This window comes from Agromyces mediolanus (genome assembly GCF_044917495.1).
Classification (GTDB): domain Bacteria; phylum Actinomycetota; class Actinomycetes; order Actinomycetales; family Microbacteriaceae; genus Agromyces; species Agromyces mediolanus_B.
The window spans coordinates 148,314-172,102 of the sequence record NZ_JAVSSI010000007.1 but is presented as its reverse complement, the minus strand read 5'-3'; the positions used below and the strand labels follow the sequence as shown (position 1 = coordinate 172,102).

Annotated in this window: 23 protein-coding genes; 16 read left to right on the top strand and 7 right to left on the bottom strand. The window is 72.8% G+C overall.

Going from position 1 to position 23,789, the window contains the following annotated elements:
* Positions 1-11 precede the first annotated feature (11 nt).
* Complete coding sequence (locus ROT00_RS12030) at positions 12-950, bottom strand: 2-hydroxyacid dehydrogenase (protein ID WP_404775146.1); 939 nt, start codon at positions 948-950, stop codon at positions 12-14.
* Positions 951-1,024: 74 nt separating this feature from the next.
* Between ROT00_RS12030 and ROT00_RS12025 the strand changes: the two genes are divergently transcribed.
* Together ROT00_RS12025 and gdhA are read left to right on the top strand one after the other, a co-directional pair.
* On the top strand, positions 1,025-1,531 hold the full coding sequence (locus ROT00_RS12025; RefSeq protein WP_404775145.1) for a hypothetical protein: 507 nt from the start codon (positions 1,025-1,027) through the stop codon (positions 1,529-1,531).
* 148 nt (positions 1,532-1,679) lie between these two features.
* Complete coding sequence (gene gdhA, locus ROT00_RS12020; protein ID WP_404775143.1) at positions 1,680-3,041, top strand: NADP-specific glutamate dehydrogenase; 1,362 nt, start codon at positions 1,680-1,682, stop codon at positions 3,039-3,041.
* Between the two features lie 220 nt (positions 3,042-3,261).
* On the opposite strand, the gene ROT00_RS12015 is transcribed toward gdhA, so the two are convergent.
* Positions 3,262-4,719 carry an MFS transporter gene (locus ROT00_RS12015; RefSeq protein ID WP_404775141.1) on the bottom strand — a complete coding sequence of 486 codons (1,458 nt, stop codon included), beginning with the start codon at positions 4,717-4,719 and terminating at the stop codon, positions 3,262-3,264.
* Between the two features lie 5 nt (positions 4,720-4,724).
* Positions 4,725-5,207: a MarR family winged helix-turn-helix transcriptional regulator gene (locus ROT00_RS12010; protein ID WP_404775139.1), complete on the bottom strand. Its 483-nt coding sequence runs from the start codon at positions 5,205-5,207 to the stop codon at positions 4,725-4,727.
* A 103-nt stretch (positions 5,208-5,310) separates the two neighbouring features.
* Between ROT00_RS12010 and ROT00_RS12005 the strand changes: the two genes are divergently transcribed.
* Complete coding sequence (locus ROT00_RS12005; RefSeq protein ID WP_404775138.1) at positions 5,311-6,159, top strand: alpha/beta hydrolase; 849 nt, start codon at positions 5,311-5,313, stop codon at positions 6,157-6,159.
* A gap of 8 nt (positions 6,160-6,167) precedes the next feature.
* Here the strand turns inward: ROT00_RS12005 and ROT00_RS12000 are convergent, their stop codons facing one another.
* Positions 6,168-6,818, bottom strand: a complete 651-nt coding sequence (locus ROT00_RS12000; protein WP_404775136.1) for a histidine phosphatase family protein — start codon at positions 6,816-6,818, stop codon at positions 6,168-6,170.
* A 57-nt stretch (positions 6,819-6,875) separates the two neighbouring features.
* Between ROT00_RS12000 and ROT00_RS11995 the strand changes: the two genes are divergently transcribed.
* The 4 genes from ROT00_RS11995 to ROT00_RS11980 all read left to right on the top strand — a co-directional run bounded on the left by ROT00_RS11995 (position 6,876) and on the right by ROT00_RS11980 (position 9,822).
* Complete coding sequence (locus ROT00_RS11995; protein WP_404775134.1) at positions 6,876-7,589, top strand: TetR/AcrR family transcriptional regulator; 714 nt, start codon at positions 6,876-6,878, stop codon at positions 7,587-7,589.
* Positions 7,586-8,206 carry a hypothetical protein gene (locus ROT00_RS11990; RefSeq protein WP_404775133.1) on the top strand — a complete coding sequence of 207 codons (621 nt, stop codon included), beginning with the start codon at positions 7,586-7,588 and terminating at the stop codon, positions 8,204-8,206. The genes ROT00_RS11995 and ROT00_RS11990 overlap by 4 nt, the downstream gene beginning before the upstream one ends.
* Positions 8,196-9,245, top strand: a complete 1,050-nt coding sequence (locus tag ROT00_RS11985) for a lipoate-protein ligase LplAB (protein WP_404775131.1) — start codon at positions 8,196-8,198, stop codon at positions 9,243-9,245. The genes ROT00_RS11990 and ROT00_RS11985 overlap by 11 nt, the downstream gene beginning before the upstream one ends.
* A gap of 253 nt (positions 9,246-9,498) precedes the next feature.
* On the top strand, positions 9,499-9,822 hold the full coding sequence (locus tag ROT00_RS11980; protein ID WP_404775130.1) for a hypothetical protein: 324 nt from the start codon (positions 9,499-9,501) through the stop codon (positions 9,820-9,822).
* Between the two features lie 72 nt (positions 9,823-9,894).
* Here ROT00_RS11980 and ROT00_RS11975 read toward each other — a convergent pair whose 3' ends face one another.
* Complete coding sequence (locus ROT00_RS11975; RefSeq protein WP_404775128.1) at positions 9,895-10,650, bottom strand: GntR family transcriptional regulator; 756 nt, start codon at positions 10,648-10,650, stop codon at positions 9,895-9,897.
* Positions 10,651-10,860: 210 nt separating this feature from the next.
* Between ROT00_RS11975 and ROT00_RS11970 the strand changes: the two genes are divergently transcribed.
* The 7 genes from ROT00_RS11970 to ROT00_RS11940 all read left to right on the top strand — a co-directional run bounded on the left by ROT00_RS11970 (position 10,861) and on the right by ROT00_RS11940 (position 19,122).
* Entirely contained in the window at positions 10,861-11,649 is a 789-nt protein-coding gene (locus ROT00_RS11970; protein WP_404775127.1) for an ABC transporter ATP-binding protein, read from the top strand.
* Positions 11,639-12,487 (top strand): ABC transporter permease, encoded by an 849-nt coding sequence (locus ROT00_RS11965; RefSeq protein ID WP_404775125.1) that lies wholly within the window; start codon positions 11,639-11,641, stop codon positions 12,485-12,487. The genes ROT00_RS11970 and ROT00_RS11965 overlap by 11 nt, the downstream gene beginning before the upstream one ends.
* Positions 12,487-13,302 (top strand): ABC transporter permease, encoded by an 816-nt coding sequence (locus tag ROT00_RS11960; RefSeq protein WP_404775124.1) that lies wholly within the window; start codon positions 12,487-12,489, stop codon positions 13,300-13,302. The genes ROT00_RS11965 and ROT00_RS11960 overlap by 1 nt, the downstream gene beginning before the upstream one ends.
* Positions 13,303-13,379: 77 nt before the next feature.
* The gene (locus tag ROT00_RS11955; RefSeq protein WP_404775123.1) at positions 13,380-14,444 is read left to right on the top strand and encodes an ABC transporter substrate-binding protein; all 1,065 of its coding nucleotides are present in this window, start codon (positions 13,380-13,382) and stop codon (positions 14,442-14,444) included.
* 172 nt (positions 14,445-14,616) lie between these two features.
* Positions 14,617-15,918 carry an MFS transporter gene (locus ROT00_RS11950; RefSeq protein ID WP_404775121.1) on the top strand — a complete coding sequence of 434 codons (1,302 nt, stop codon included), beginning with the start codon at positions 14,617-14,619 and terminating at the stop codon, positions 15,916-15,918.
* The gene (locus ROT00_RS11945) at positions 15,902-17,377 is read left to right on the top strand and encodes an aldehyde dehydrogenase family protein (protein WP_404775120.1); all 1,476 of its coding nucleotides are present in this window, start codon (positions 15,902-15,904) and stop codon (positions 17,375-17,377) included. The genes ROT00_RS11950 and ROT00_RS11945 overlap by 17 nt, the downstream gene beginning before the upstream one ends.
* A complete protein-coding gene (locus ROT00_RS11940; RefSeq protein WP_404775119.1) occupies positions 17,374-19,122 on the top strand; it encodes a thiamine pyrophosphate-binding protein in 1,749 nt (582 codons plus the stop codon). Before ROT00_RS11945 ends, ROT00_RS11940 begins: the two co-directional genes overlap by 4 nt.
* Positions 19,123-19,213: 91 nt before the next feature.
* Here the strand turns inward: ROT00_RS11940 and ROT00_RS11935 are convergent, their stop codons facing one another.
* Positions 19,214-19,813, bottom strand: a complete 600-nt coding sequence (locus ROT00_RS11935; protein ID WP_404775118.1) for a TetR/AcrR family transcriptional regulator — start codon at positions 19,811-19,813, stop codon at positions 19,214-19,216.
* 172 nt (positions 19,814-19,985) lie between these two features.
* Between ROT00_RS11935 and ROT00_RS11930 the strand changes: the two genes are divergently transcribed.
* Complete coding sequence (locus ROT00_RS11930; RefSeq protein ID WP_404775116.1) at positions 19,986-21,437, top strand: APC family permease; 1,452 nt, start codon at positions 19,986-19,988, stop codon at positions 21,435-21,437.
* On the top strand, positions 21,434-23,164 hold the full coding sequence (locus tag ROT00_RS11925; protein ID WP_404775115.1) for an amidohydrolase: 1,731 nt from the start codon (positions 21,434-21,436) through the stop codon (positions 23,162-23,164). The genes ROT00_RS11930 and ROT00_RS11925 overlap by 4 nt, the downstream gene beginning before the upstream one ends.
* Before the next feature lie 103 nt (positions 23,165-23,267).
* On the opposite strand, the gene ROT00_RS11920 is transcribed toward ROT00_RS11925, so the two are convergent.
* Positions 23,268-23,777, bottom strand: a complete 510-nt coding sequence (locus ROT00_RS11920) for a flavodoxin family protein (protein WP_404775113.1) — start codon at positions 23,775-23,777, stop codon at positions 23,268-23,270.
* Between the last annotated feature and the right edge of the window lie 12 nt (positions 23,778-23,789).

Genomic DNA, 23,789 nt, shown 5'->3' with positions numbered 1-23,789 from the left:
GCCGCGGCGGCTCAGCTCCGGAAGACGATGTTGCGCGGCTCCTCGCCGGCCAGCATCCGCTCGATCTGCTCGCGCAGCAGCCGGGCCATCCGCGGCATCATCGCCGAGGAGGCGCCGCCGACGTGCGGCGTGATCAGCACGTTCGGGAGCGCGAAGAGCGGGTGCCCGTCGGGCAGCGGCTCGGGGTCGACGACATCGAGCGCGAAGCGGAGGCGCCCGCTGCGGGCCTCGGCGAGGATCGCGTCGGTGTCGGCGACCTTGCCCCGGGCGACGTTCACGACGAGCGCCCCGTCCGGGAGCGCGGCGAGGAAGTCGGCGTCGACGAGCCCCGTCGTCGCCTCGGTGAGCGGCACGCCGACGACGACGATCTCGGCCGAGGGCAGCAGCGCCGGCAGCTCGTCAATGCCGTGCACGTGGCCGCGTTCGTCATCGCGCGCGCGGCTCGCGACGCGGGTGAGCTCGACCTCGAAGGGGGCGAGCCGGTCCTCGATCGCGCGGCCCACCCCGCCGACGCCGAGGAGCAGCGCCCGCCGGTCGGCGAGACTGGCCCGGCGCACGGGCGCCCAGCGGCCCTCGTCGGCGGCGCGGACGAACTCCGGGATGCCGCGCTGCGCCGCGATCATCAGGCCGACCGCGAGCTCGGCGGTCGAGGGTTCGTGCACGCTCGCCGCGTTCGCGAGGACGTGCCCGGGCGGGAGCACCCCGACGAGGTCGTCGTAGCCGATCGACTGCGACTGCACCAGCCGGCACTCGACGCCGGCGAGGGCGTCGACCTTCTCGGCGGCATCCATGTACGGCGGCACGACGAGATCGAGCCGCGGAGCGGGCGGCGGCGAGTCCAGCCCCCAGACGAGCACCTCGGCTCCCGCCGGAATGCCGCCCGGCGTGGCCTCGAGGGCTCGGAGCAGGGTCTCGCCGGGCACGGTCACCGTGAGTCGCGCGTCGCTCATGCCGCCATCCTTCCAGAGCCGCCGTGCACCCGCAGGAGCGCGCGGGGCGCGCGCCCGCTGCTAGCTTGGGGCGCATGGCCAGGTCCGATCGGGCGAGCGAGGAGCGGGCGGATGCCCTGAAGGAGCGCGTGTACGCGACCTTCACCGGCCTCGCCATCGTGCTGGTGCAGCACTCCAACGTCGCGCACCTCGACGCGGCGCGTGCGACCCTGACGCTGCTCGTCGGCATCGTCGCGATCACGGCGGCCGGCTTCGTGGCCGACGTGATCGCCCATCTCGCGGTGCACGAGGCGTTCCCGGACCGGGCCGAGGCCGCGCGAATGGTGCGCGTCTCCGGCACCGCGCTCGCCTCCGCCGGCGTGCCGCTCATCCTGCTCGCGCTCGCCTGGGCCGGGGTGATGGAGCTCGAACCGGCGCTGCGCATCTCGAGCATCGTCTACCTCGCGACCCTCGGCGTCATCGGCTACGCGGCGGTGCGGCGCACGCGGATCGCCTGGTGGAAGCAGGTCCTCGCCCTCGGCATCCTCGTCGCCCTCGGCGCCGGCGTCGTGCTCCTGCAGCAGCTCGCGCACGGGCACTAGCCCTCGGCGCCGAGCTCGTCACAGTTGCGGAGTCTCCGCTCCGGCTGGCTATGGTGGACCCAGCCCGCACGCAACGGCGCGTCGCCCGGCGACCCCGCATCGGCCCCGCCCCTGCGCTTCCCGTCCGCCAAGTCCGAAGGAGTTCCGCGTGCCCGCGACCCCGAATCTGATCGACGACGTCTACGACGAGATCCTGGCCCGGAACCCCGGCGAGCCCGAGTTCCACCAGGCCGTCCGCGAGGTCTTCGGCTCCCTCGACCGGGTGCTCGAGCGGAACCCGCAGTACGTGCAGGCCTCGATCCTCGAGCGCATCTGCGAGCCCGAGCGGCAGATCATCTTCCGGGTGCCGTGGGTCGACGACGCGAACCGGGTGCGCATCAACCGCGGCTTCCGCGTGCAGTTCAACTCGGCGCTCGGCCCGTACAAGGGCGGCCTGCGCTTCCACCCGACCGTCGGGCTCGGCACCGTCAAGTTCCTCGGCTTCGAGCAGATCTTCAAGAACGCCCTGACCGGCATGCCGATCGGCGGCGGCAAGGGCGGCAGCGACTTCGACCCCAAGGGCAAGTCCGAGGGCGAGATCATGCGCTTCTGCCAGTCGTTCATGACGGAGCTGTCGCGCCACGTCGGCGAGTACCGCGACGTCCCCGCGGGCGACATCGGCGTCGGCGGCCGTGAGATCGGCTACCTGTTCGGCCAGTACAAGCGGATGACGAACCAGTACGAGTCCGGCGTGCTCACCGGCAAGGGCCTCACCTGGGGCGGATCGCTCGTGCGCACCGAGGCCACCGGCTACGGCGCGGTGTACTTCACCCAGCACATGCTCGCGACCCGCGGCCGCTCCTTCGACGGCGCCCGCGCGCTCGTCTCGGGCTCGGGCAACGTCGCGATCTACGCGATCGAGAAGGTCGTCGAGCTCGGCGGCGTCGTGGTCGGCGCATCCGACTCCTCCGGCGCCATCCACGACCCCGACGGCATCGACCTCGCGCTCCTGCGCGACGTGAAGGAGCGCCGCCGCGAGCGCATCGCGGTGTACGCCGAGGAGCGCGGCGGCCGCGCCCGCTTCCTGCCCGGAGCATCCGTGTGGGACATCGAGAGCGACGAGCCGATCCACGTCGCCCTGCCCTGCGCGACCCAGAACGAGCTCAGCGAGGCGCAGGCGGCGAAGCTCGTCGCGAACGGCCTCGTCGCCGTCGCCGAGGGCGCGAACATGCCCGCGACGCCGGGCGCGGTGCGGGTGTTCCGCGAGGCGGGCGTGCTGTTCGGGCCGGGTAAGGCGGCGAACGCGGGCGGCGTCGCGACGAGCGCGCTCGAGATGCAGCAGAACGCCTCGCGCGACTCGTGGAGCTTCGAGCACACCGAGCAGCGGCTCGCTGAGATCATGGAGGCGATCCACGAGCGCACCGCTGCGACGGCGGAGGAGTACGGCGCCCCCGGCGACTATGTGGTCGGCGCGAACATCGCCGGCTTCACGCGGGTGGCCGACGCGATGCTCTCGCTCGGCGTCATCTAGCCCCGGGCCCCGGGCCCCGGGCCCCGGCTTCCCTTCCCTGCCCCCGGGCTGCTCCTGCTCCCCGGGCTGCTCCTGCTCCCCGGCCCCTTCCCCGTCTCTCCGGGAGGAGATTCGCGCCGCGGGAGGATGACTCGCGCGACGGAGGCCTCCCGGGGCGACAATCTCCTCCCGCGGGGCGACGGAGAGGAGGAGAGGGAGAGAGAGGGAGTGCGGGCGGGCGCTACCTCGGCCGGGCGGCCCGGGCCCGGCGGGCGCCGGCGAACAGGCCGCGGCGCGGCGCGGCGCCCGGCGGGACGGCCGAGTCCGAGGCATCCGCGATGGGACTCGCCTCGGTGGGCACCTGGAGCGCCTCGGCCGGCACGACCGGCACCGCCTCGGTGCGCACCGCCGGGATGGCCGACGTCGGCACCACGGCGATCGCCGCGGTCGGCGGCTCCTCGAAGCTCACGGACGCCGCCCAGCGCCGCTCCGGATGCCGCACCACGCGCATGCCGCGCGACACGACCAGCCAGCCGAGCCCGATGAGAGCGGCGACCCCCGCGGCGATCGCGGCGACCCCGAGACCCCAGCGCGGGCCCCAGCTGTTCGCCACGGCGCCGACGATCGGGGCGCCGATCGGGGTCCCGCCCGAGAGGATCGCGAAATACAGCGCGAGTACCCGGCCGCGCAGCACGGGCTCGGTCGTGGTCTGCACGTAGCCGTTCGCCGTCGTGAGCAGCGTAACGGCGGCGAAGCCGATGAGCACGGTGGAGGCCGCGAACCAGCCGAACTCGGGCATCACGGCCGCGAGCAGGGCGGCGACGCCGAAGCCCGCCGCGGCGACGATGATGATGCGCATCCGGGCGCGCTCGCGGCGCGCGGCGAGGAGGGCGCCCGCAAGGGAGCCGATCGCGAGGATCGAGTTGAGCAGGCCGTACTCGCCCGCGCCCCGGCCGAACTCGACCGCCATCGTCGAGGAGAAGATCGGGAAGTTCATGCCGAACGCGCCGACGAGGAACACGATGACGAAGACGACGACGAGGTCGGGCCGGCTCCAGACGTAGCGGAAGCCGGCGATGAAGGCGCCGCGCTCGCGGGGCGCCCGGGGCATCCGCTTGAGCTTGCGACCGCGGAGCATCGCGAGCGCCGCGAGCACCGCGATGAAGGTGGCGGCGTTGATCATGAAGACCCAGCCGGAGCCGACGAGCACGATGAGGATGCCGGCGACGGCCGGGCCGATGAGGCGGGCCGTGTTGAACGACGCGGAGTTCAGTGCGACGGCGTTCGACATGTCGGAGCTCGCGACGAGGTCGGTCACGAAGGTCTGCCTGGCCGGGTTGTCGACGGCGTTCACGATGCCGAGGAGGCCGGCGAAGATGTAGAGGTGCCACAGCTCGGCGTGGCCGAAGATGAGCAGCAGGCCGAGCGCGAGGCCGAGCAGCATCATCGAGGACTGCGTCACGACGAGGATCTTGCGGCGGTCGAAGCGGTCGGCGATCAGGCCGGTGACGGGCACGAGCAGGAGCTGCGGGGCGAACTGCAGGGCCATCGTGATGCCGACGGCGAAGGCGTCGTTGTCGCTGAGCTCGGTGAGGACGACCCAGTTCTGGGCGGTGGCCTGCATCCACGCGCCGATGTTCGACACGAGGGCGCCGATGAACCAGATGCGGTAGTTGACGTGGGCGAGGGAACGGAACATGGCACTCACTGGTCGATGAGCCTCCCGAGGATCGTCGTGGCGCGGGCGAGCGTCTCTCGCTCGTCGGGGCTGAGGGCGGCGTAGCGCTTCGCGATCCACGCGTCGCGCCGCTTGCGGGTCTCGAGCACCACGCGCGAGCCCGCCTCGGTCACCGTGACGAGCACCTTGCGGCCGTCGTCGGGGGCGCTCGAGCGCTCGGCGTAGCCGGCGTCGACGAGGCAGTTCACGGTGCGGTTCATCGACGGCGCGGTGACCCGCTCGAGCTCGGCGAGCCGGCCGATGGTGAGCGGCCCCTCGCTGTGGATCCAGCCGAGGGTGGAGAACTGCGAGCCGCTGATCTCGGTGTCGCTGCGCTCCTGGCGGAGGCGGCGCGACAGCCGCATGATCGCGATGCGCAGCTCGGTCGACTGCTCGGCGAGGGTGCGGCGACGGGATGCCTCGGGGCGGCGTGCGTCGGTCGAGGCGGTGCTGGTCGCGGCATCCGTCATGATCGTTAGCCTAACAAATTAGTGTCGCTAAGTAAATTGCGCGGCGACCGCCCCGCGGATCGGCACCCGTGCACCGACGGGGCCCGCCTGCCATGATGAGCGCATGGCGACCTTCACCGACTCGCACGGCGTCCGGATCCACTACGAGTCGTGGCGGGTGCCCGATGCGCACGCGGTGATCCAGCTCGCGCACGGCGTCGGCGAGCACATCGGCCGCTACGCCGAGCTCATCGAGGCGCTGAACGCCGCCGGCTACTCGGTCTGGGCCGACGACCACCGCGGTCACGGCAAGACGGGATTCGAGCAGCACGGCGGCGACCTCACCCGCATGGGGCGACTCGGTCCCGGCGGGCTCCGGGCCACGATCGCGGCCGTCGAGCAGTTCACCGACGTGATCCGTGAGACCGAGGGCTACGAGCTGCCGCTCGTCTACCTCGGGCACTCCTGGGGCTCGCTGATGGGGCAGATCATCGTGAACCGGCACGCCGAGCGCTACGACGGGGTCGTGCTCACCGGCACCGCGTTCCGCACGCTCCGGCACATGAACGGCGGCGACCTCAACAAGCGGCACGCGCACCTCGGTCCGACGACGGTCGAGTGGCTCTCGCGCGACCGCGCCGTCGCCGAGGCGTTCATGGCAGACCCGTACACCACCGACGTCTCGCTGCAGAAGCTCTTCGGGCTCGCCGACGCCGCGCGGCTCCTCGGCCGCCCGGCGCGGAATCTGCCGAAGGAGCTGCCGCTGCTCATCATGGTCGGCGACGACGATCCGCTCGGCGGCGAGGAGAGCGCCCGCCGGCTCGCCGAGGCGTACGTCGAGCGCTCGGGGCTCGTCGATGTGGAGCTCATCGTCTACGCGGGCGCGCGGCACGAGATCTTCAACGAGACGAACCGCGAAGAGGTGCGCGCCGATCTCGTCGCCTGGCTCGACGAGCGCTTCGCCGTCGACTGAGGGGCGGCTCAGGTGGCGGCGCGGTCGGGCGGGACGTCGAAGCCGAGCAGGCGCATCCGCGGATGGGTCGGATGCCTCGTGCTGGACTCCATCGACCAGGGGTAGACGATCGTCGTGACGTTGCAGTTGCCGAGCACGGGCAGCAGGTCGCGGTAGCCGTCGGGGTCCATGCCGGCGAGCTCGCAGAACAGCAGCCGGATGAGGGTCGCGTGCGCGACGATCAGCACCCGCCCGTCGGGGAACTCCGCCACGAGCTCGTCGAGCGCGGGCATCACCCGGGCGCCCCCCCCGCGACCGGACTCGCCGCCGGGGAACGGGCTCGACGCGGGCGCGCGGCAGAACGCCGCCCACTCGGCCGGGAACCGTTCGGCCAGCTCGTCGGGCGTGAGCCCCTCGGCGACGCCGAAGTCGATCTCGACGAGCCGGGGTTCGGTGCGGAGCTCGAGCCCCGTCGTCTCGACGGAGGGGGCCGCCGACCGCTGCGCCCGGCTGAGCGGCGAGGCGACGATCGCGTCGAGCCGGGCGTCGACCGCCCAGGCGCCGAGGGCCGCCGCCTGGCCGAGCCCGTGCCGGGTGAGGGCGACGTCGGAGTTGCCCGCGTAACGGTGGTCCGCGTGCCAGACGGTCTCGCCGTGGCGAGCGAGGAAGAACGTCGTCATGGCCCAAGCGTAGCGGTGGGGCTGGCGCTCCCGCCGGGGTGGGCGTATGTTTTGAACATGTTCGAAAATGGGAACGGTGAGCGGCAGGATGCGGCGACGCCGCTGGGACGGAAGCTCGGGAGCAAGGCCGAGCGCACCCGCGCGCTCATCCGCGACACCGCGCTCGCCTCCTTCCGCGAGCGCGGTTACGACGACACGACGCTGCGCCTGATCGCCGAGGAGGCCGCCGTCTCGCTCGGCAACGCGTACTACTACTTCCCGACGAAGAACCACCTGGTGCAGGAGCTCTACGCGGAGGTCCAGCGCGAGCACCGCGCCGCCGCCACCGAACTGCTCGCCGGCAGCGACGAGCTCGTCGAGCGGCTCGGCGTCGTGTACCGCACCGGGCTCGCGACGCTCGAGCCGTTCCACGGGTTCGCGCCCGGATTCCTCACCGCCGCGATCTCGCCGCGCTCGCCGCTGAACCCGCTCGCCGAGGACTCCGCCGAGGCGCGGGAGCTCGCCGTCGGCCTCTTCCGCGACGCCGTCTCGGGGGCGCGCCACTCCCTCCCTGACGACCTCGCGCGCGGGCTCCCCGAGGTCTTCTGGCTCGGGTATCTGCTGCTGGCGCTGTTCTGGGCGTACGACCGCTCGCCCGGCCGCGAACGCACGCTGCGCCTGCTCGACGGCGGACTCCGGCTGCTCGGCCTGGCGCTGCCGCTCGCCCGGCTGCCGCTGCTGCGCCGACCCCTGCGTGAGCTGGTCGACCTCGTCGCGGGGGTGCGCGCATGACCGGGCCGGAGCGCGACCGGCCGGCCCCGTCCGTGGATGCCGAGTGCGTGGCCGCCGCCCCGGCCGGGACGCAGGCCGAACTGCTCGCCGCGCGGTACGGCCGGACGTTGCGCACCCCGGAGCGGCCGATGGCGTTCACCTTCGGCGAGTTCGCGCGCGGCGCCGGCATGGCCTGGCTCGCGTTCCAGCTGGCGTACCCCGTGGTCTTCGCGCTCGTGGGGACCATCGGGAGCATCGTCGCCCCGGCCACGCCCGATTCCGTCGCCCAGTCGATCGGCCTCGGCCTCGTCTCGGCGTTCTACGCCTTCCTGTTCCAGACCCCGTGGACGCTCGGCGCGCTGCTCGGCGGCGGCGTTCTCGCCTGGCTGCTCGGCTGGGCGATGCAGCGCGTCCGCGCCCTCGGGCTGCACCTCGCGGCGTTCGCGACGCTCGGATTGGCGATCGGGGTCGTCGCCTCGTGGAACGCCACCGGGGCGATGGGCAACGGCCCGTCGCTCCTCGTGGTCCCGGCCGCGCTCGTCTCCGCCGCCGCGGTCGCCTTCGGCTGGCGGTGGACGGCGGTGCGGGCGCTGCGCGCGGATGCCCCGGCATCCGTAGGCTTGGGTCATGCACGGTGAGTACAAGGTCCCCGGCGGCAAGCTCGTCATCGTCGACTTCGACGTCGTCGACGGACTGATCCGCAGCCCGCGGGTCGCCGGCGACTTCTTCCTCGAACCCGACGAGGCGCTCGGCGACATCGACCGGGCGCTCGACGGCCTGCCCGCGGCATCCGATGCGAAGACGATCGCGAAGGCCGTCGCCGACGGGCTCCGACCTGACGCGGTGCTGCTCGGATTCTCGCCCGAGGCGATCGCGGTCGTCGTGCGCCGCGCACTGACCGAGGCGCGCAGCTGGGCCGACTACGAGTGGGAGGTCGTGCACGACCCGGCCGTTCCGCCCCGCCTGCACCTCGCCCTCGACGAGGTGCTCGCCGGCCGCGTCGGCGACGGGCGGCGCAAGCCCACGCTGCGCTTCTGGGAGTGGGACGAGTCGGCCGTCGTGATCGGCTCGTTCCAGTCGGTGAAGAACGAGGTCGACCCCGAGGGCGCCGCGAAGCACGGCTTCGAGGTGGTGCGCCGCATCTCCGGCGGCGGCGCGATGATGATGGAGAAAGGCAACGTCGTCACCTACTCCCTGTACGTGCCCGCCGAGCTCGTGCAGGGCATGAGCTTCGCCGACTCCTACGCCTTCCTCGACGACTGGGTGCTGCAGGGGCTGCGCTCGCTCGGCATCGAGGCGACGTACCAGCCGTTGAACGACATCGCGAGCCCCGCCGGCAAGATCGGCGGCGCCGCGCAGAAGCGGCTCGGCAACGGCGGCGTGCTGCACCACGTGACCATGGCGTACGACCTCGACAACGAGAAGATGCTCGAGGTGCTCCGCATCGGCCGGGAGAAGATCAGCGACAAGGGCATCGCCTCCGCCGCGAAGCGCGTCGACCCGCTCCGCTCGCAGACGGGCCTCAGTCGCGCCGAGATCATCGATCGGCTGAAGCAGACCTTCGTCTCGCTGTACGGCGCGCAGGCCGGCACGGTCGCGCCCGACGAGCTCGCCGAGGCCGAGGAGCTCGTCGCCGCGAAGTTCGCGACGCCGGAGTGGCTCAACCGGGTCCCGTAGTCGGCAGGTCGTTCACTGGCGCTCACCGCGAAGTCGCGCACACGGTGCAGACGAGCGGCCCGAGGCATCCATTCGCGCGACTCCACGATGTGAAGTCGCACGAAGCGCGCGGTGGCAGGCCCGGAAGCCGCCGTTCGTGCGACCTCGGGGTTGCCTTCGGGGCGGGGCGAGGCGGGGCGGGGCGGGGTCGGGCGAGGCGGGGCAGGGTGGATGCCGCGAGGAACGCTCAGCGTCGGACGCTACAATCGCCCGGATGGAGTGGTGGGCCTGGGCGCTGATCGCCGTCGTCGTGGTGGCGGTGGCGTCGTTCCTCGTGCGCCGCGGCTGGATCGACCTCTCCGACAAGACGAAGCGCGGCAAGCCCTCCGGAAACGCCGTGCTGATGATCGGCGACGAGGTCTTCGCGCCGCGCAAGTACGAGGCGCAGCTCGAGATGGACAAGCAGAACCGCCTGCCGACGCCCGCGCCGACGCCCGACGGAGACAAGGGCATCGCCTTCGCCGACGAGCAGGGCGACCCCTCGGCCGAGCCCGACCCGTCCGACCGGTTCCGCGGCAGCATCCGCCTCGACGTCTAGCGTCGTGGTTCGCTGAGCCTGGTTCGCTGAGCTTGTCGAAGCGCCCCTCGACGGGCTCGGGGAACCGGTTCCCTAGTCGGGCACGTCCGCTTCGAGCCTGGCGACGACGGCGTCGCGGATGCCCGCCAGGTGCCCGCGCAGCACCGCGGTCGCCCGCTCGACGTCGCCCGTCGCGACGGCCTCGACCAGTGCGGTGTGCGTGCGCTCGTGCTCGGGCGCGTCGTGCAGCTGCCAGCCGAGGACGAAGCGGCCGACTTTGAGCCGCAGCCGTTCGATCGTGTCCCAGAGCACGGCGCGCTCCTCGGCGTCGTAGAGCTCGCCGTAGAAGGCGGCCCGCGCGGCCACGAAGCCGGCGCCGTGGTTTTCGTCGTCGGCGATGCGCGCGAGCTCGCGGAGCCGGTCGAGCCGCTCGGGGGTCATCTCGGCCATCGCCTGGCGGAGCGCCTCCGCCTCGAGCACCGCGCGGACGTCGTAGAGTTCGCGAGCCTGCCGCGGAGTCAATGACTTCACGTGCGCGCCGCGGCGTCCGTCGGCCTCGACCAGGCCCTCGGCCTCGAGCTGGATGAGCGCGGCACGCACCGGCACGCGAGAGACCCCGAGGATCTCGGCGACGGTCGCCTGGCGGAGCTTCTGGCCCGGGGCGAGCGTGCCGTCGAGGATGCCGGCGCGGAGTACCTCGACCACAGTGTCGCCCACGGAGCGGTAACGGCTCGCCATCCGCTCGGCCGTCGCCTGCAGGCTCGAGGACGTGCGATCCGGCAGCTCGTACTCGTTCGACGCGGGCTCGCCGAGTGCGGCCAGCGGGCTCGTCGACGGCAGTTCGTTCACCTGGGCCTCCGTTTCCGCGTTCAGTCTGCATGATGCCGCCCGCTCGACGGAAGAGTCTTGAGGGATCCCGTATCCAGAATCCTTGATTAAAAAGCTGAGACTCCCTATCGTGTCCGGCATGGAGACTCAGCACGAACGAACCAACAACGACGTCGGCTCGCTCGCGGGGCGGCAGCGGCGCGATCAGCAGGCGGACCCGAGGGGACGGCGATGACCGGCATCCTCTCGATCCGGGACGTCTCGAAGACGTTCACCGTCCGCACGAACCGGACCCAGACCTCGACCCATGCCCTCGCCGGCGTCGACCTCGAGGTCGAGGACGGCGAGTTCGTCGCCATCATCGGCGCGAGCGGCTGCGGCAAGTCGACGCTCCTGCGTCTCATCGACGGCCTCGACTTCCCGAGCTCGGGGCAGGTCCTGCTCCGCGGCCAGGAGGTGACGGGGCCGGGGCCCGACCGCGGCGTCGTCTTCCAGCAGCCGAACCTGCTGCCCTGGCGCACCGTCGGGAAGAACATCCAGTTCGCGCTCGAATGCCTGCACGTCGACCGGGGCCAGCGCGACGGCATCGTGCGCGACGTGCTCGAGCTCGTCGGACTCGGCGGGTTCGAGAACCACTACCCGGGCCAGCTCTCCGGCGGCATGCAGCAGCGCGTCGGGATCGCCCGCGCCTACGCCGTCCGGCCCAGCATGCTGCTCCTCGACGAGCCGTTCGGTGCCCTCGACGCGCAGACCCGGGTCGTGCTGCAGGAGGACCTCGAACGGCTCTGGCGCACGGAGCAGAAGACGACGATCCTCATTACGCACGACATGGAGGAGGCGGTCTACCTCGCCGACCGCGTGGTGGTCATGGGGAGCCGCCCCGGCCGCGTCGTCGACGTGGTCGACATCCCCTTCGACCGCCCGCGCGACTACGAGCTCCGCGGCACGGCCGAGTTCGGCCGGTTGAAGACGCGCCTCTGGCACGCGCTCCAGGCAGGGATGAACGCCGATGTCGCTTGACGCGGTGCCCGCGACGGCGACGACCGGCGTGAGCGTGCAGTACGTCCGCGGGCGGCAGGCCCGCCTCCCGCTCCGGCACCGGGCCTGGTTCCAGCGCACGCTCGTGTGGGGCGGCATCCTCGTCGCCTGGCAGCTGTTCGCCATGAACGTGGGGCCGTTCTTCTTCCCCACGATCCCCGAGGTGCTGGCCGGCGCCGTCGAATCCTTCGCCGACGGCACCTACCTGACCGTGCTCGCGAGCTTCCAGCAGATGCTCATCGGCTTCGCCCTCGCGGCGGTCGTCGGCATCCCGCTCGGGCTGCTCATGGGTCAATTCAAGTTCGTCGACTTCGTCATCGGACCGTTCGTCAACGCGTTCTTCGTGACGTCGCTCGCCGCGCTGCTGCCCTTCATCATCCTGCTGTTCGGCACCGGGTTCGAGTTCCGCGTCGCGGTCGTCTTCCTCTTCGCCGTCTTCTATCTGATCATCACGCCGGCCGCCGGCGTGCGGTCGATCGACCGCGGCGTGACCGAGATGGGCACCTCCTTCGGCGTCGGACCGGTGCGCAGGCTCTGGAGCATCACGCTCCCGGGCACGCTGCCGTTCGTGATCACCGGCCTCCGGCTCGGCCTCGGCCAGGCCGTGCAGGGCATGGTGGTCGCCGAGCTCTGGGTGTCGATCGGCACGGGCCGGAAGCTGCTGAGCCTCGGCTACGCGCGCGAGCTCGGGCAGTTCTTCGCCGCCGCCGCGGCCGTCGTCCTCATCGGCGCGTTCCTCACCGCCCTGCTGCTCTACGGGCAGCGGAAGCTCACGCCATGGGCGGGCGACGTCGAGCAGGCCGTCTCGGGGGCCCGCTGATGACCGCGCAGCTCTCGACCGCCGCCTCGCCCGTCGTCGGCCGCGCCGTGCGCGCGCCGCTCCCGCCCTGGAAGGTGTGGGGCTGGACCGTCCGCATCACCCTGCTCCTCGGGGTGCTGGGCGCCTGGCAGTGGTACGGCACCCAGGGCGACTCCTTCGCCATCCCGCCGTTCTTCGACGTCGCCGAGGCGTTCTGGGAGGGCATCGTCTCCGGCGAGTTCCTCGTCGCCGCGGCGGGCACGCTGCTCACGATGGTGCTCGGCTACGCGATCGCCGTCGCGATCGGCGTGCCGATGGGGCTCTGGATCGGATCGTCGCGCTTCGCCCGCAACGTGTTCGAGCCGCTCGTGCACGCCGCCTACGCGACACCCGTCTCGCTGTTCATCCCCGTCATCGGCATCTACACCGGGCTCGATCTGAACGGGCGGGTCACGCTCACCGCGCTCTGGTGCCTGTTCGAGATTATGGTGAGCACGATCTCGGGCGTGCGCTCGACCCCGGTGCCGCTCATCGAGATGGGCCGGGCGTACGGCGCGGGCGGCACGAAGCTCTACTCCGGAGTCATCCTGCCCGCGGCGCTGCCGCTCGTCGTCGTCGGCCTGCGCATCGGCGTCGGCCGCGCCATCCGCGGGGCGGTGACGGCCGAGCTCCTGCTGTCGGCGGCGAACCTCGGCGAGGTCATCCTCTTCGCCGGCTCGCTCTTCGATATCCCGAAGCTGCTCGCCGCGATCATCTTCGTCATGCTGCTCGGCCTCGCGCTCATGCGCATCGCCACGCTCGTGGAGCGCCGGGCGACCCGTCACCTGCAGCACTGAGGCGACCGCATCCCAGGCCGTCGGCGCCGCCGGCGGCATCCCCCACCAGGTTCACCAGCACCACAAGGAGGAATGGCATGTCAGCATCACCCCGCCTCAGGCGGCGCACCACCACTGCCCTCGCGCTCGGCACCGTCGCCGTGCTCGCCCTCTCGTCCTGCGCGTCCGGCGGGAGCGGCAGCGACGCCGAACCGCAGACCGTTCAGATCGCGTTGAGCGCGAACCCCCAGGCCTCGCTCGTGCCGCTCGTCTACGGCGTCGACACCAACGGCGGCGAGTTCGGACTCGAGCTCAGCGTCGACGACAACGTCACCATCTTCGACTCGCACACGACCGCCGCGCAGACCGTGCTCGGCGGCCGGGCGAACGTGCTCGGCTCGTCGATCTCCTCGATCCTCGCCGCCCGCCAGCAGGGGGAGGACTTCAAGATCTTCTGCCCGTACGTGAGCATGGACGACTTCGTGCTCACCGGGGCGAACGGCGTCACGGAGATCGACCAGCTCTTCGACGAGTCGACCAGGGTGGGCATCGACAGCCCGGGCGGCGCCGGCGCGATCATCCTGAACGCGCTGCTCATGGGCAGCGGCGAGACCCGCAGCATCCAGGAGATCCCGAACCAGCAGATCATCGAGAGCTCCAGCCTGCGCACCGCCGCGTGGGCGGCGGGCGAGGTCGACTCCACCGTGATCCACGAGGACCAGTACGAGCAGGCCGAGGGGGAGGTCACCGACCCGGTGCGCATCGCGACGCTCTACGAGGACGTCGACACCTTCGTGAAGGAGGTGCAGGCCGCGGAGGCCGGATGGCTCGAGGAGAACCGCGAGCTGGCCGCCAAGTACTGCGCCACGACCCTCGTCGCGATGCACCAGCTGAAGTCCGACTTCGACCTCTTCGTCGAAGCGGTGAACACCTACGTCGAGGACCCGCCGGAGGAGGACGCCCTGCGGGTGCTCTTCGACCTCATCCAGGAGTACCCCTTCTGGACCGAGGACGGCGGACTCAGCGAGGACAGCATGGAGTTCATGGTCGAGGTCGCGACCGCCTCGGGCGTGCTGAGCGAACCGCTCGACGCCGCGGAGCTCGTCGACCGCGAGACCCTCGACCGCGCCGTCGAACTGGCGAACGGCGTCATCCAGGGCTGACGGGCGCGGGCGGGCGCGGGGAGGGATGGCCCCGCGCCCGTCGCCCGCGTTCGGGATGGATGGTTCGCTGAGCCCGTCGAAGCGGACACGACACGGATGGTTCGCTGAGCCCGTCGAAGCGGACGCCTCGCTTCGACGAGCTCAGCGAACGACGAGAGAGAAGAGGAGAGCGATGCGACGCCTCGAGATCGCCGTCACCGCGGCGGCGACGGTGAGCCTCACCGGGGTGCAGGGCGTGGCGCCGGCGTTGCCGGCGCTGCAGGCCGACCTCGGGATCACCGCCGCCGAGATCTCGTTCGTCACGATCGCGTACGTCCTCGCCGCGGCGCTCGTCGCGTTCCCCGTCTCCGCGTTCGGCGACCGCTACGGCGAGCGTCCCGTCATCGCCGGAGCGCTCCTCGTGTTCGCCGCGTGCGGGCCCGCGGTGTTCCTCGTCGACGCGCTGCCCGCGCTCGTCGCGGTGCGGTTCGTGCAGGGCGCGGCGTTCGGCGTCGTGCTCTCGCTCAGCATCGCCGCCGTGTCGCACTCGGTCGACTCGGTCGAGCTCGCCCGGGCCCAGCGCACCCGGCTCGTGGCGATGGCCGCCGGCGAAGTGGTCTTCCCGCTCGTCTCGGGGACCGTGCTCCTCTTCGCGAGCTGGCAGTGGGTCTTCGCCCTCCAGGCCGTCGCGCTGCCGGTCGCCGTGCTGTGCTGGTGGGCGCTGCCCGCCGCGCGCCCCGCGCCTCCGCCGGTCGCCGGGCCCGCGGAGGCGGATCGCACCCCGCGCGGCGGCTTCGTCGGCGCCGCCCTCGGCGCCCTCGGCACCCCCTTCGGCGCAGCGGTGCAGGTGCCGGGCTTCGTCCGCTTCTTCGTGAAGTTCACGATCCTCAGCTACGTCCCCCTGCTCGCGGCGGACGCGTTCGGCCTGTCGCCGCTCGAGATCGCCGTCATGATCGGCGCCTCGGCCTTCGTCGCCGCCTCGGTCGCCGTCTTCGTGCCGGCGCTGCTCCGCCGATGGAGCGTCGGCGCCCTGACCTTCGCCGCCCTCGTACTCGCCGCCCTGCCGATCGCCCTCGTCCCGGTGACCGGAGTCGCGGGCGCTCTCGGCGGCGCGCTGCTCGTCGCGCTCGTCGTCGTCTCGGGGCTCGGCGACGGCATGCTCGGCGTGCTGAACAACGTCTCGGCGAGCCTCGCGGCGCCGCCCGCCGCCCGCTCGGCGTTCCTCGGCGCGACGGGCTCGATCCGCAATCTCGGCAAGCTCGTCGCCCCGGCCCTGCTCGGCGCGCTGACCGTCGCGGTCCCGCTCGGCGGCGCGATCGCGGTCGTCGGCGTGCTCGGGCTCGCCGGGGCGGGCAGCGTACCCGCGATCTCGCGCGGCGTGCGCCGCGCCGCTTCGACCAGACCAGGCCCGGCGACGCCGCCGGGCGAACGACGACGCTCGCGGCCGCCCGGCCCGCGACGGAGAGGAGACGATCCACATGACGACGGAGCCTGACGCGGAGGCGCGGCGGCGCATCGAGGAGATCGGCGCGAGGCCGTGGCGGCAGCGCATCGGCGACGAGCTGCGGACCGGTCGCGGGCCGACGCTCCCGATCACCGACCCGACGAACGACACGGTGCTCGCGGCGCCGGCGACGGCCGACGCCGAGGACGTGCGCGAGGCCGTCGAGCGGGCGGCCGCGGGCGCGGCCGCCTGGGGCCGCACGACCCCGCGCGAGCGGGCCGCCGCGGTGCGCGCCTTCGCCGACGTCCTCGAGCGCCACGCCGAGGAGCTCGCCTGGCTCGACACGATCGACGCCGGCCTGCCGCTCTGGATGATGCGGATCGACGCCGCGACGGGGGTGGAGCGGATGCGGATGTTCGCCGACCTCGCTCACTCGCTCGTCGGCCACACGATCCCGGCGAGCGCCGGCAACCTGCACCTGACCTTCCCCGAGCCGTTCGGGGTGGTGGCGCGGATCATCCCCTTCAACCACCCCTTCATGTTCGCCTCGTCGAAGCTCGCCGCCCCGCTCGTCGCCGGCAACGCGGTCGTCCTGAAGCCGTCCGAGCTCACGCCGCTCTCCGCGCTCCGCATGGGGGAGCTCGCCGACGGCATCCTCCCGCCCGGCGTCTTCTCCGTGGTGCACGGCGGGCCGGAGACGGGCGAGGCGCTGGTGCGGCATCCCGCCGTCTCCCGCATCGCGTTCACCGGCAGCCACCAGGTCGGCCGGGCGATCCAGCGCTCCGGAGCCGACGCCGGGATCAAGCACGTCTCCCTCGAGCTCGGCGGGAAGAACGCGATGCTGGTCTTCCCCGACGCCGACCTCGACCGCGCGGTGCCGGCCGCCGTGAAGGGCATGAACTTCGCCTTCGCCGGGCAGTCGTGCGGTTCGACCTCGCGCGTGCTCGTGCACGAGTCGCTGGCCGAGGAGTTCACCGAGCGCTTCGTTCGCGCGGTCGACGCGCTGCGGATCGGGCGGCCGTGGGACGAGGGCGTGCAGATCGGCCCGATGGTGTCCCGCCGGCAGCAGGAGCGGGCGCTCGGCTTCATCGAGCGCGCCGTCGCCGCGGGCGCCGAGGTGCTGAGCGGCGGAGGGCGCGGGCCGGGCGACGGCTGCTTCGTGCAACCCACGGTGCTCGGCGGGGTCGCCCCGGACTCCGAGGTGGCGCGGGAGGAGGTGTTCGGGCCCGTCGTCAGCCTCCTGCGCTTCCGCGACGAGGAGGAGGCGCTGCGCATCGCGAACGACGTCGAGTACGGCCTGACCGGCAGCGTCTGGACCCGGGACCTCGACCGCGCGCTTCGCGTCTCGCGCGCCCTCGAAGCCGGCTACGTCTGGGTGAACGACACCTCGACCCACTTCCCCGGCGTGCCGTTCGGCGGCTGGAAGCTCTCCGGCATCGGCCGGGAGGAGTCTGTGGACGAGCTGCTGAGCTACACGCAGCTCCGGGCGATCAACGTGGTGGCGGCGTGAGCGCGGCGGACCGGGCGCAGCCGGGCGCGGCGCCGGACCGGGCGCAGTTCGGCTCGGACGCGATCGTCGAGCTGCTCGTCGACCTCGGGATCGATCTGCTCCCCTTCGCGCCGGGCGCGACGTTCCGCGGCATCCACGACTCCCTCGTGAACGGCCGGCCGGACGCCCCCGAGATCATCGAGTGCCTGCACGAGGAGATCTCCGTCGCGGTCGCCCACGGCTACGCGAAGGCGACGGGCCGGCCCGCCGCGGCGGCCCTGCACGACATCGTCGGACTCCAGCACGCGACGATGGCGATCTACAACGCCTGGTGCGACCGTGTGCCGCTCCTCCTGCTCGGCGGCACCGGACCGGTGGATGCCGCGCTCCGACGGCCGTGGATCGACTGGATCCACACGGCGAACATCCAGGCCACCCAGGTGCGGGACTACACCAAGTGGGACGATCAGCCCGCGTCGCTGCCCGCCGCCATGGAGGCGATCGTGCGCGGGAAGCAGCTCGCCGTCGCCGCACCGCAGGGGCCGGTCTACCTCACGATCGACTCGGAGATCCAGGAGAACCCGGTGCCGGAGGGGTTCCGCGTGCTCGACGCCGGGCGCTACCCCGCGGCCGAGCCGATCGCCCCCTCGGCGGCGGCGGTCGAGGCCATCGCGAGCCGGCTCCTCGCCGCGGAGTCGCCCCTCATCGCCGTGGAGTCCGTGGACCGGACGCAGTCCGCGCTCGAGCAGCTCGTCGAGCTCGCCGAGCTGCTCGGGGCCGCGGTCGTCGAGGTGCAGCGCGACTACAACCGCACCGAGCTGTGCATGCCGACGCGGCATCCGCTGAACCTCACCGGGATGCCGCTGCCGCAGTCTCCCGACGTCGTGCTCGCCCTCGAGGTGCGCGACGTCGACGTCGTCCCCGGGCTCGACGCCGGGACGACGGTGCTGCAGGTGACGACGTCGGGACTCGCGCCGAAGGCCTGGGCCGCCGATCTGCAGCGCGTGCAGGCCGCCGAGCTGCTCGTGCCCGCGCAGGTGTCGGCGCTGCTGCCGCCGCTCCTCGCCGCGGTGCGCCGCCTCGCCGGGGAGCAGCCCGCCGCACGGCAGCGGGCCGGGCTGCGCGGCGAGCGCCTCGCGGCGCACTCGTCCCGGCAGCGGGGGGAGTGGGCGGCGACGGCGGCCGGGTCCGAGCGGCTCACGCCGGCGCTCCTCGCCGCGCGGCTCGACGCCGCCACCCGCGACCACGAGCGGGTGCTCGCGAACGGCAGCCTGCACAACTGGGTGCACCGCATCTGGGACATCGACCGCGTCGACCGCTACCTCGGCTCGAGCGGCGGCGCCGGACTCGGCTACGGGCTCGGCGCCTCGATCGGCGCGGCGCTCGCGCACCGCGGCAGCGACCGGCTGGTGATCGACATCCAGTCCGACGGCGATGCGATGATGACGCCCGGCGCGCTCTGGACGGCGGCCCGGCACCGAGTGCCCCTCCTCATCGTCGTCGAGAACAACCGGATGTGGGGCAACTCCTTCATGCACGCCGTCAAGATCGCGGAGCTGCGCGGGCGCTCGACCGAGCATGCCGGCATCGGCACGCGCATCGACGACCCCGCGGTCGACTTCGTCGCGCTCGCGGCCTCGATGGGGATCGAGGCCGGATGGCGCGTCGAGGAGGCGGGCGAGCTCGATACCGTGCTGGCCGCTGCGGTCGAGCACGTCATGACCCGGCGGCTGCCCGCGATCGTGGACGTGCGGACGGAGGATTGAGGCTGCCGGTTCGCCGAGCCCGTCGAAGCGCCCCTCGACGGGCTCGGGGGTCCAGTCGTCCCCTCGACGGGCTCGGGGAACCAGTCGGCGACTACCGCGGCGGGCAGCCGAGGTCGGCCGCGACGGCGCGCATGGCCGTCTCCGCCGTCTCGACCGACATGAGCGCGTTGCCGCCGACGATGTGCAGGCCGTACGCGTCCTCCAGCGCGACGAAGGTCATGGCGAGCTGCTCGTCGTCGAGCCGCGGGGTGAAGGCGCCGCTCGCGCGCCCCGCGGCGAGGACGCCCCGGTACGTGGCGAGCTGGCGGAGGTAGAGCTTCTGCACGAGCTCGTCGTGGAGTTCGGAGTTGCCCGCGAGCACGTCGAACTCGTAGAGCAGGCTCATCAGCGCGTCGTCGGGACCGCTCGGCAGGCCGCCCGCGATGGCCGCCGAGAGCTGCTCGCGCGGGTCGTCGAGCGCCGCCACGGCGGTGTCGCGGGCGTCGCAGAAGCGCTCGACCCCGGCGGCGTGCGCCTCGACGAGGAGAGCGTCGAGGTCTTCGTAGTAGTACAGGATGGCGCCCCGGGTGAGACCGGCCTGCGCCGCCACATCGGTGAGCGAGAGCGACCGCAGCCCGTGCATGCGCCCGGCGGCATACGTCGCCTCGATGAGCGCTTCGCGGCGGGCGCGCTGATCGCGGGGTCGGGCCATGACCTTGACACTAGCCGACGCGTTTGCGAGACTCGGTGAATTCTTTGACTCCAACGTCAAAGAATTGGCCGGCTCAGCCGGCGCCCAGCCGACCGGCCCCCGCCGGTGCAGCCGACCGGCACGCCGGACTCGACTCGGCCACGGTTCCCCGACGAAGAGAGACCGAACGCCCATGACCACCCCCACCCCGCCCGGTCCGCCGGCGCTCGACACCGCCGCCACCACGACCCACGGCGCCCAGCTCTCGCGCTCGCTCGGCGTCGGCGGCAACGTGCTCATCACGCTCTCGGGCATCTCGCCCGCCTCGAGCGTGTTCATCCTCGGCGGTGCGGCGCTCGCCACCTACGGCACCGGCGTCTTCTGGGGCTTCGCGCTCGCCGGGGTGATCAGCCTGCTCGTCGCCCTCTGCTACGCGGAGCTCGGCTCGCGGCATCCGATCGCCGGCGGCGACTACACGCTCGTCAACCGCGTGCTCGGCCCCGCGGCGGGCGCCGCCGTCTTCTTCATCAACCTGATCACGCTGCCGCTCATCGTCGCGATCTTCGGCATCGGCGTCGCCGACTACCTCGGCGTCGCGATCGCCGGGCTCGACCCGATGTGGACCGCGCTCATCGTGATCGCGCTGGCGACGATCACCGCGTGCTTCAACATCCGCACGAACGCATGGGTCACCGGCGCCTTCCTCTTCATCGAGATGGCGGCGCTCGCGTTCCTCGCCATGCTCGGCTTCATCCACATCGAACGCCCCGTCACCGCCCTCTTCGACCCGCAGGCCCTCGACGCCGCGACGGGCGGCCTCGCCCCGCTCGGCATCGCCGGCCTCGTGCTCGCCGTCACGCAGGGGATCTTCTCCTACAACGGCTACGGCGGCGCGATCTACTTCGCCGAGGAGACCCGCAACGCCCGCCGCACCATCGCCCGCGCCGTGCTCTGGGCCGCCCTCATCACGGTCGTCGCGGAGCTCATCCCGCTGTCGGCCATCCTGCTCGGTGCGGACTCGCTCGAGGAGCTCTTCGCCGCCGGCCTCCCCGTCGAGTCGTTCCTCACGGCACGCGCCGGCGACACCGTCTCGATCGTCATCCTGGTCGTCATCGCCCTCGCCATCGTGAACGCGATCATCGCGATCGCGCTCCAGTCGGGCCGGTTGCTCTTCGCCGCCGCCCGCGACCAGGCCATGCCCGCCGCCATCGCCCGCCCGCTCGCGACGATCTCGCCGAAGACGCTGATGCCGGTGCGCGCGACGATCGTGATGGGCGTCATCGCCCTCGCGGCCTGCTTCGTGCCCTTCGACATCCTGCTGAACGCGACCGGCTCCACCCTCGCGTTCAGCTACGGCTTCATCGCGCTCGCCGCGCTCGTCGTCCGGCGCCGACGGGCCGGTGAGACGGTGCCCGCCGGCGGCTTCCGCATGGCGCTGTGGCCGCTGCCGCCCGTCATCGCCCTGATCGCGATCGCGGCGATCTTCGTGATCGGCATCCTCGACCCGAGCCAGTGGCTGAGCCTCGGCATCGCCGCGGGCATCGTCGTCGCCGGCTTCCTCTACTACCTGCTCTACCTCCGCGCCAACCCGGGCGCCGCCCACCTGCTCGAGCCCGAAGACGACGAACTGGACTCCGTGAAATGACCCTCGACACCCTGATCACGGGCGCCCGCGTCCGCACCTTCGACCCGGCCGCGCCGTGGGCGGAGGCGGTCGGCATCGCCGACGGGCGCGTCGCCTACGTGGGCACCGCCGACGCGGCGCCCGCCGCGCGCCGTACGGTGGCGGTCGAGGGGCGGCTCGTGACGCCCGGGATCATCGACAGCCACAACCACCTGCTGCTCGGCTTCGACGAGGACGCGGTGTCGCTCGAGGGCGCGCACACCCTCGATGAGGTGCGCCGCCGCATCGCGCAGTTCGCGGTGCGGCGCCCCGAACTCCCGTGGATCTGCGCCGAGAACGCGGTCTACGCCGTCGTCGAGGGCCGTCGCCCGAACGCCGCCGACCTCGCCGGGCTCGACCCGGCCGGCCGGCCGATGTTCGTCACGACGTACGACCAGCACTCGGTGTGGCTGAACGATGCCGCGCTGCGAGCGCTCGGCATCGCCGCCGGGGGAGAGATCGCGTGGGGCCGCGCCGAACGGGACGCCGCGACGGGCGAGCCCACCGGGTGGGTCACCGACTTCTACACGAGCGCGATGACCGAGGCGGGGCTCGCCGAGCTGCAGCGTGACATCCCGATGTACTCGCCCGAACGCCGGTACCGCAAGCTGCAGTCGAGCATGCGCATGGCGACCGCGCTCGGCATCACGACCGTCGTCGAGCCGCAGGTGCCGCTCGCCGAGCTGCCGCTGTTCGAGCGCGCGCTCGCCGAGGGGGTGCTGAGCTCGCGGGTGATCGCGGCGCTGTTCCACCCGGTCGGCGCGGACGGCGCCTTCCGGGCGCGCCTCCGCGAGACGATCGATCGCGCCGCAACCGAGGCGGATGCCGAGGGGCTGCTGCGCCTCGGGCCGATCAAGCTGTACGCCGACGACGTGATCGAGCCGCACACCGCGCTCATGCTCGACGACTACGCGAACCGGCCCGGCCGGCGCGGACGCCCGAGCTACGCCGGCAACGGCGGCCGCGAGCTCCTCGACGTCGTCGCCGAGCTCGACCGGCTCGGGCTGCAGACCCACACCCACGCGACGGGCGACGGGGGCATCCGGCTCGCGCTTGACGCGATCGAGCACGCGCAGCGCGTGAACGGCACGCACGACCGCCGCCACGGCGTCGTGCACGTCGAGTGCCTGCATCCCGACGACCTGCCGCGCTTCGCCGAACTCGGCGTGACGGCCGCGATGCAGCCGCGGCACTGCTCGCCCGACCTCGTGGCCGGCACGTGGATGGAGAACGTCGGCGAGGAGCGCTGGGAACGGGCCTGGCGGTTCCGCAGCCTCCTCGACTCGGGTGCGACGGTCGCGTTCTCGAGCGACTGGCAGGTCGGCGAGATGGATCCTCTCGTGGGCGTCTTCTCGGCGGCGACGCGGGCGGCGCTCGACGGCGCGGATGCCTGGACCGCCGCCGAGCGCGTCGGGATCGACCGCTCGCTCGAGGCGTACACCGTGCACGGCGCCCGTGCCTGGCACCTCGAGGGCTCGCGCGGGCGGCTCGCCGTCGGGATGGACGCCGACCTCGTCGTCTGGTCGGGCGATCTCCACGCGCACGAGCACGATCCCGCCGGGCTCCTCGGGGAGCACGCCGAGGTCACGGTGGTCGGCGGCCGGGTGGTGCACTCGCTCGGCGCGATCGCCGATCCGGTGGGCGCGACCGCGGCGGTCGACCCCGCCGCCGGGCGGGAGCTCGACGACGCGCACGCGCACGGGCACTGACGCCTGGTCCGCTGAGCTCGTCGAAGCGTTGGTTCGCTGAGCTCGTCGAAGCGCTGGTCCGCTGAGCTCGTCGAAGCGCGGTGGGGCCTTCGCTTCGACGGGCTCAGCGAACCAGGCCGTGCAGCGCCTCGGCCCAGGCCGACGCGCGGTCGAGCTCGCCGTCGCGGAGCGGCCCGGCGGTCGGCCCGACGTGGAACGACGCCGGCTCGCCGACGACGCGGAAGCCGAGCCGGTCGAGGCGGCGCCGCACACGGTGCGAGGGCGCACCGGCGCTGCCCGGCGCCTGCCGCACATCGAAGGCGGCGGCGAACGGCGGACGGCCGGCGGCATCGTCCGTCGGCTCGAGCGCGGCGAGCCACTCGCGGATGCCGGACCGGGCCGCGGCCGAGGCATCCGCCCCCTGGGCCTGCGCCGCGCGCCGGGAGAGCCGGCTCGGCAGGGCGAAGCCGTGCGTGGGGGAGCCGACGACGACGAGCTCCGCGTCGCCGACGGCGGGCCGCGCATCGGCGAGCTCGAGGCGGACCGGCCCGGCGGGCTCGAGCGCAGCGGCGATCGCGGCCGCGACCGCGGCGGTGTTGCCGAACATGGATTCGTAGACGACGAGCGTGCGCATCCGGGCCTCCCG

Excerpts from the sequence above, each read along its gene's own strand:
- ROT00_RS12030 (WP_404775146.1), bottom strand. The coding sequence starts at position 950 with ATGAGCGACGCGCGACTCACGGTGACCGTGCCCGGCGAGACCCTGCTC.
- ROT00_RS12025 (WP_404775145.1), top strand. The coding sequence starts at position 1,025 with ATGGCCAGGTCCGATCGGGCGAGCGAGGAGCGGGCGGATGCCCTGAAG.
- ROT00_RS12015 (WP_404775141.1), bottom strand. The coding sequence starts at position 4,719 with ATGTTCCGTTCCCTCGCCCACGTCAACTACCGCATCTGGTTCATCGGC.
- ROT00_RS12010 (WP_404775139.1), bottom strand. The coding sequence starts at position 5,207 with ATGACGGATGCCGCGACCAGCACCGCCTCGACCGACGCACGCCGCCCC.
- ROT00_RS12005 (WP_404775138.1), top strand. The coding sequence starts at position 5,311 with ATGGCGACCTTCACCGACTCGCACGGCGTCCGGATCCACTACGAGTCG.
- ROT00_RS12000 (WP_404775136.1), bottom strand. The coding sequence starts at position 6,818 with ATGACGACGTTCTTCCTCGCTCGCCACGGCGAGACCGTCTGGCACGCG.
- ROT00_RS11995 (WP_404775134.1), top strand. The coding sequence starts at position 6,876 with ATGTTCGAAAATGGGAACGGTGAGCGGCAGGATGCGGCGACGCCGCTG.
- ROT00_RS11990 (WP_404775133.1), top strand. The coding sequence starts at position 7,586 with ATGACCGGGCCGGAGCGCGACCGGCCGGCCCCGTCCGTGGATGCCGAG.
- ROT00_RS11985 (WP_404775131.1), top strand. The coding sequence starts at position 8,196 with ATGCACGGTGAGTACAAGGTCCCCGGCGGCAAGCTCGTCATCGTCGAC.
- ROT00_RS11980 (WP_404775130.1), top strand. The coding sequence starts at position 9,499 with ATGGAGTGGTGGGCCTGGGCGCTGATCGCCGTCGTCGTGGTGGCGGTG.
- ROT00_RS11970 (WP_404775127.1), top strand. The coding sequence starts at position 10,861 with ATGACCGGCATCCTCTCGATCCGGGACGTCTCGAAGACGTTCACCGTC.
- ROT00_RS11965 (WP_404775125.1), top strand. The coding sequence starts at position 11,639 with ATGTCGCTTGACGCGGTGCCCGCGACGGCGACGACCGGCGTGAGCGTG.
- ROT00_RS11960 (WP_404775124.1), top strand. The coding sequence starts at position 12,487 with ATGACCGCGCAGCTCTCGACCGCCGCCTCGCCCGTCGTCGGCCGCGCC.
- ROT00_RS11955 (WP_404775123.1), top strand. The coding sequence starts at position 13,380 with ATGTCAGCATCACCCCGCCTCAGGCGGCGCACCACCACTGCCCTCGCG.
- ROT00_RS11950 (WP_404775121.1), top strand. The coding sequence starts at position 14,617 with ATGCGACGCCTCGAGATCGCCGTCACCGCGGCGGCGACGGTGAGCCTC.
- ROT00_RS11945 (WP_404775120.1), top strand. The coding sequence starts at position 15,902 with ATGACGACGGAGCCTGACGCGGAGGCGCGGCGGCGCATCGAGGAGATC.
- ROT00_RS11935 (WP_404775118.1), bottom strand. The coding sequence starts at position 19,813 with ATGGCCCGACCCCGCGATCAGCGCGCCCGCCGCGAAGCGCTCATCGAG.
- ROT00_RS11930 (WP_404775116.1), top strand. The coding sequence starts at position 19,986 with ATGACCACCCCCACCCCGCCCGGTCCGCCGGCGCTCGACACCGCCGCC.
- ROT00_RS11925 (WP_404775115.1), top strand. The coding sequence starts at position 21,434 with ATGACCCTCGACACCCTGATCACGGGCGCCCGCGTCCGCACCTTCGAC.
- ROT00_RS11920 (WP_404775113.1), bottom strand. The coding sequence starts at position 23,777 with ATGCGCACGCTCGTCGTCTACGAATCCATGTTCGGCAACACCGCCGCG.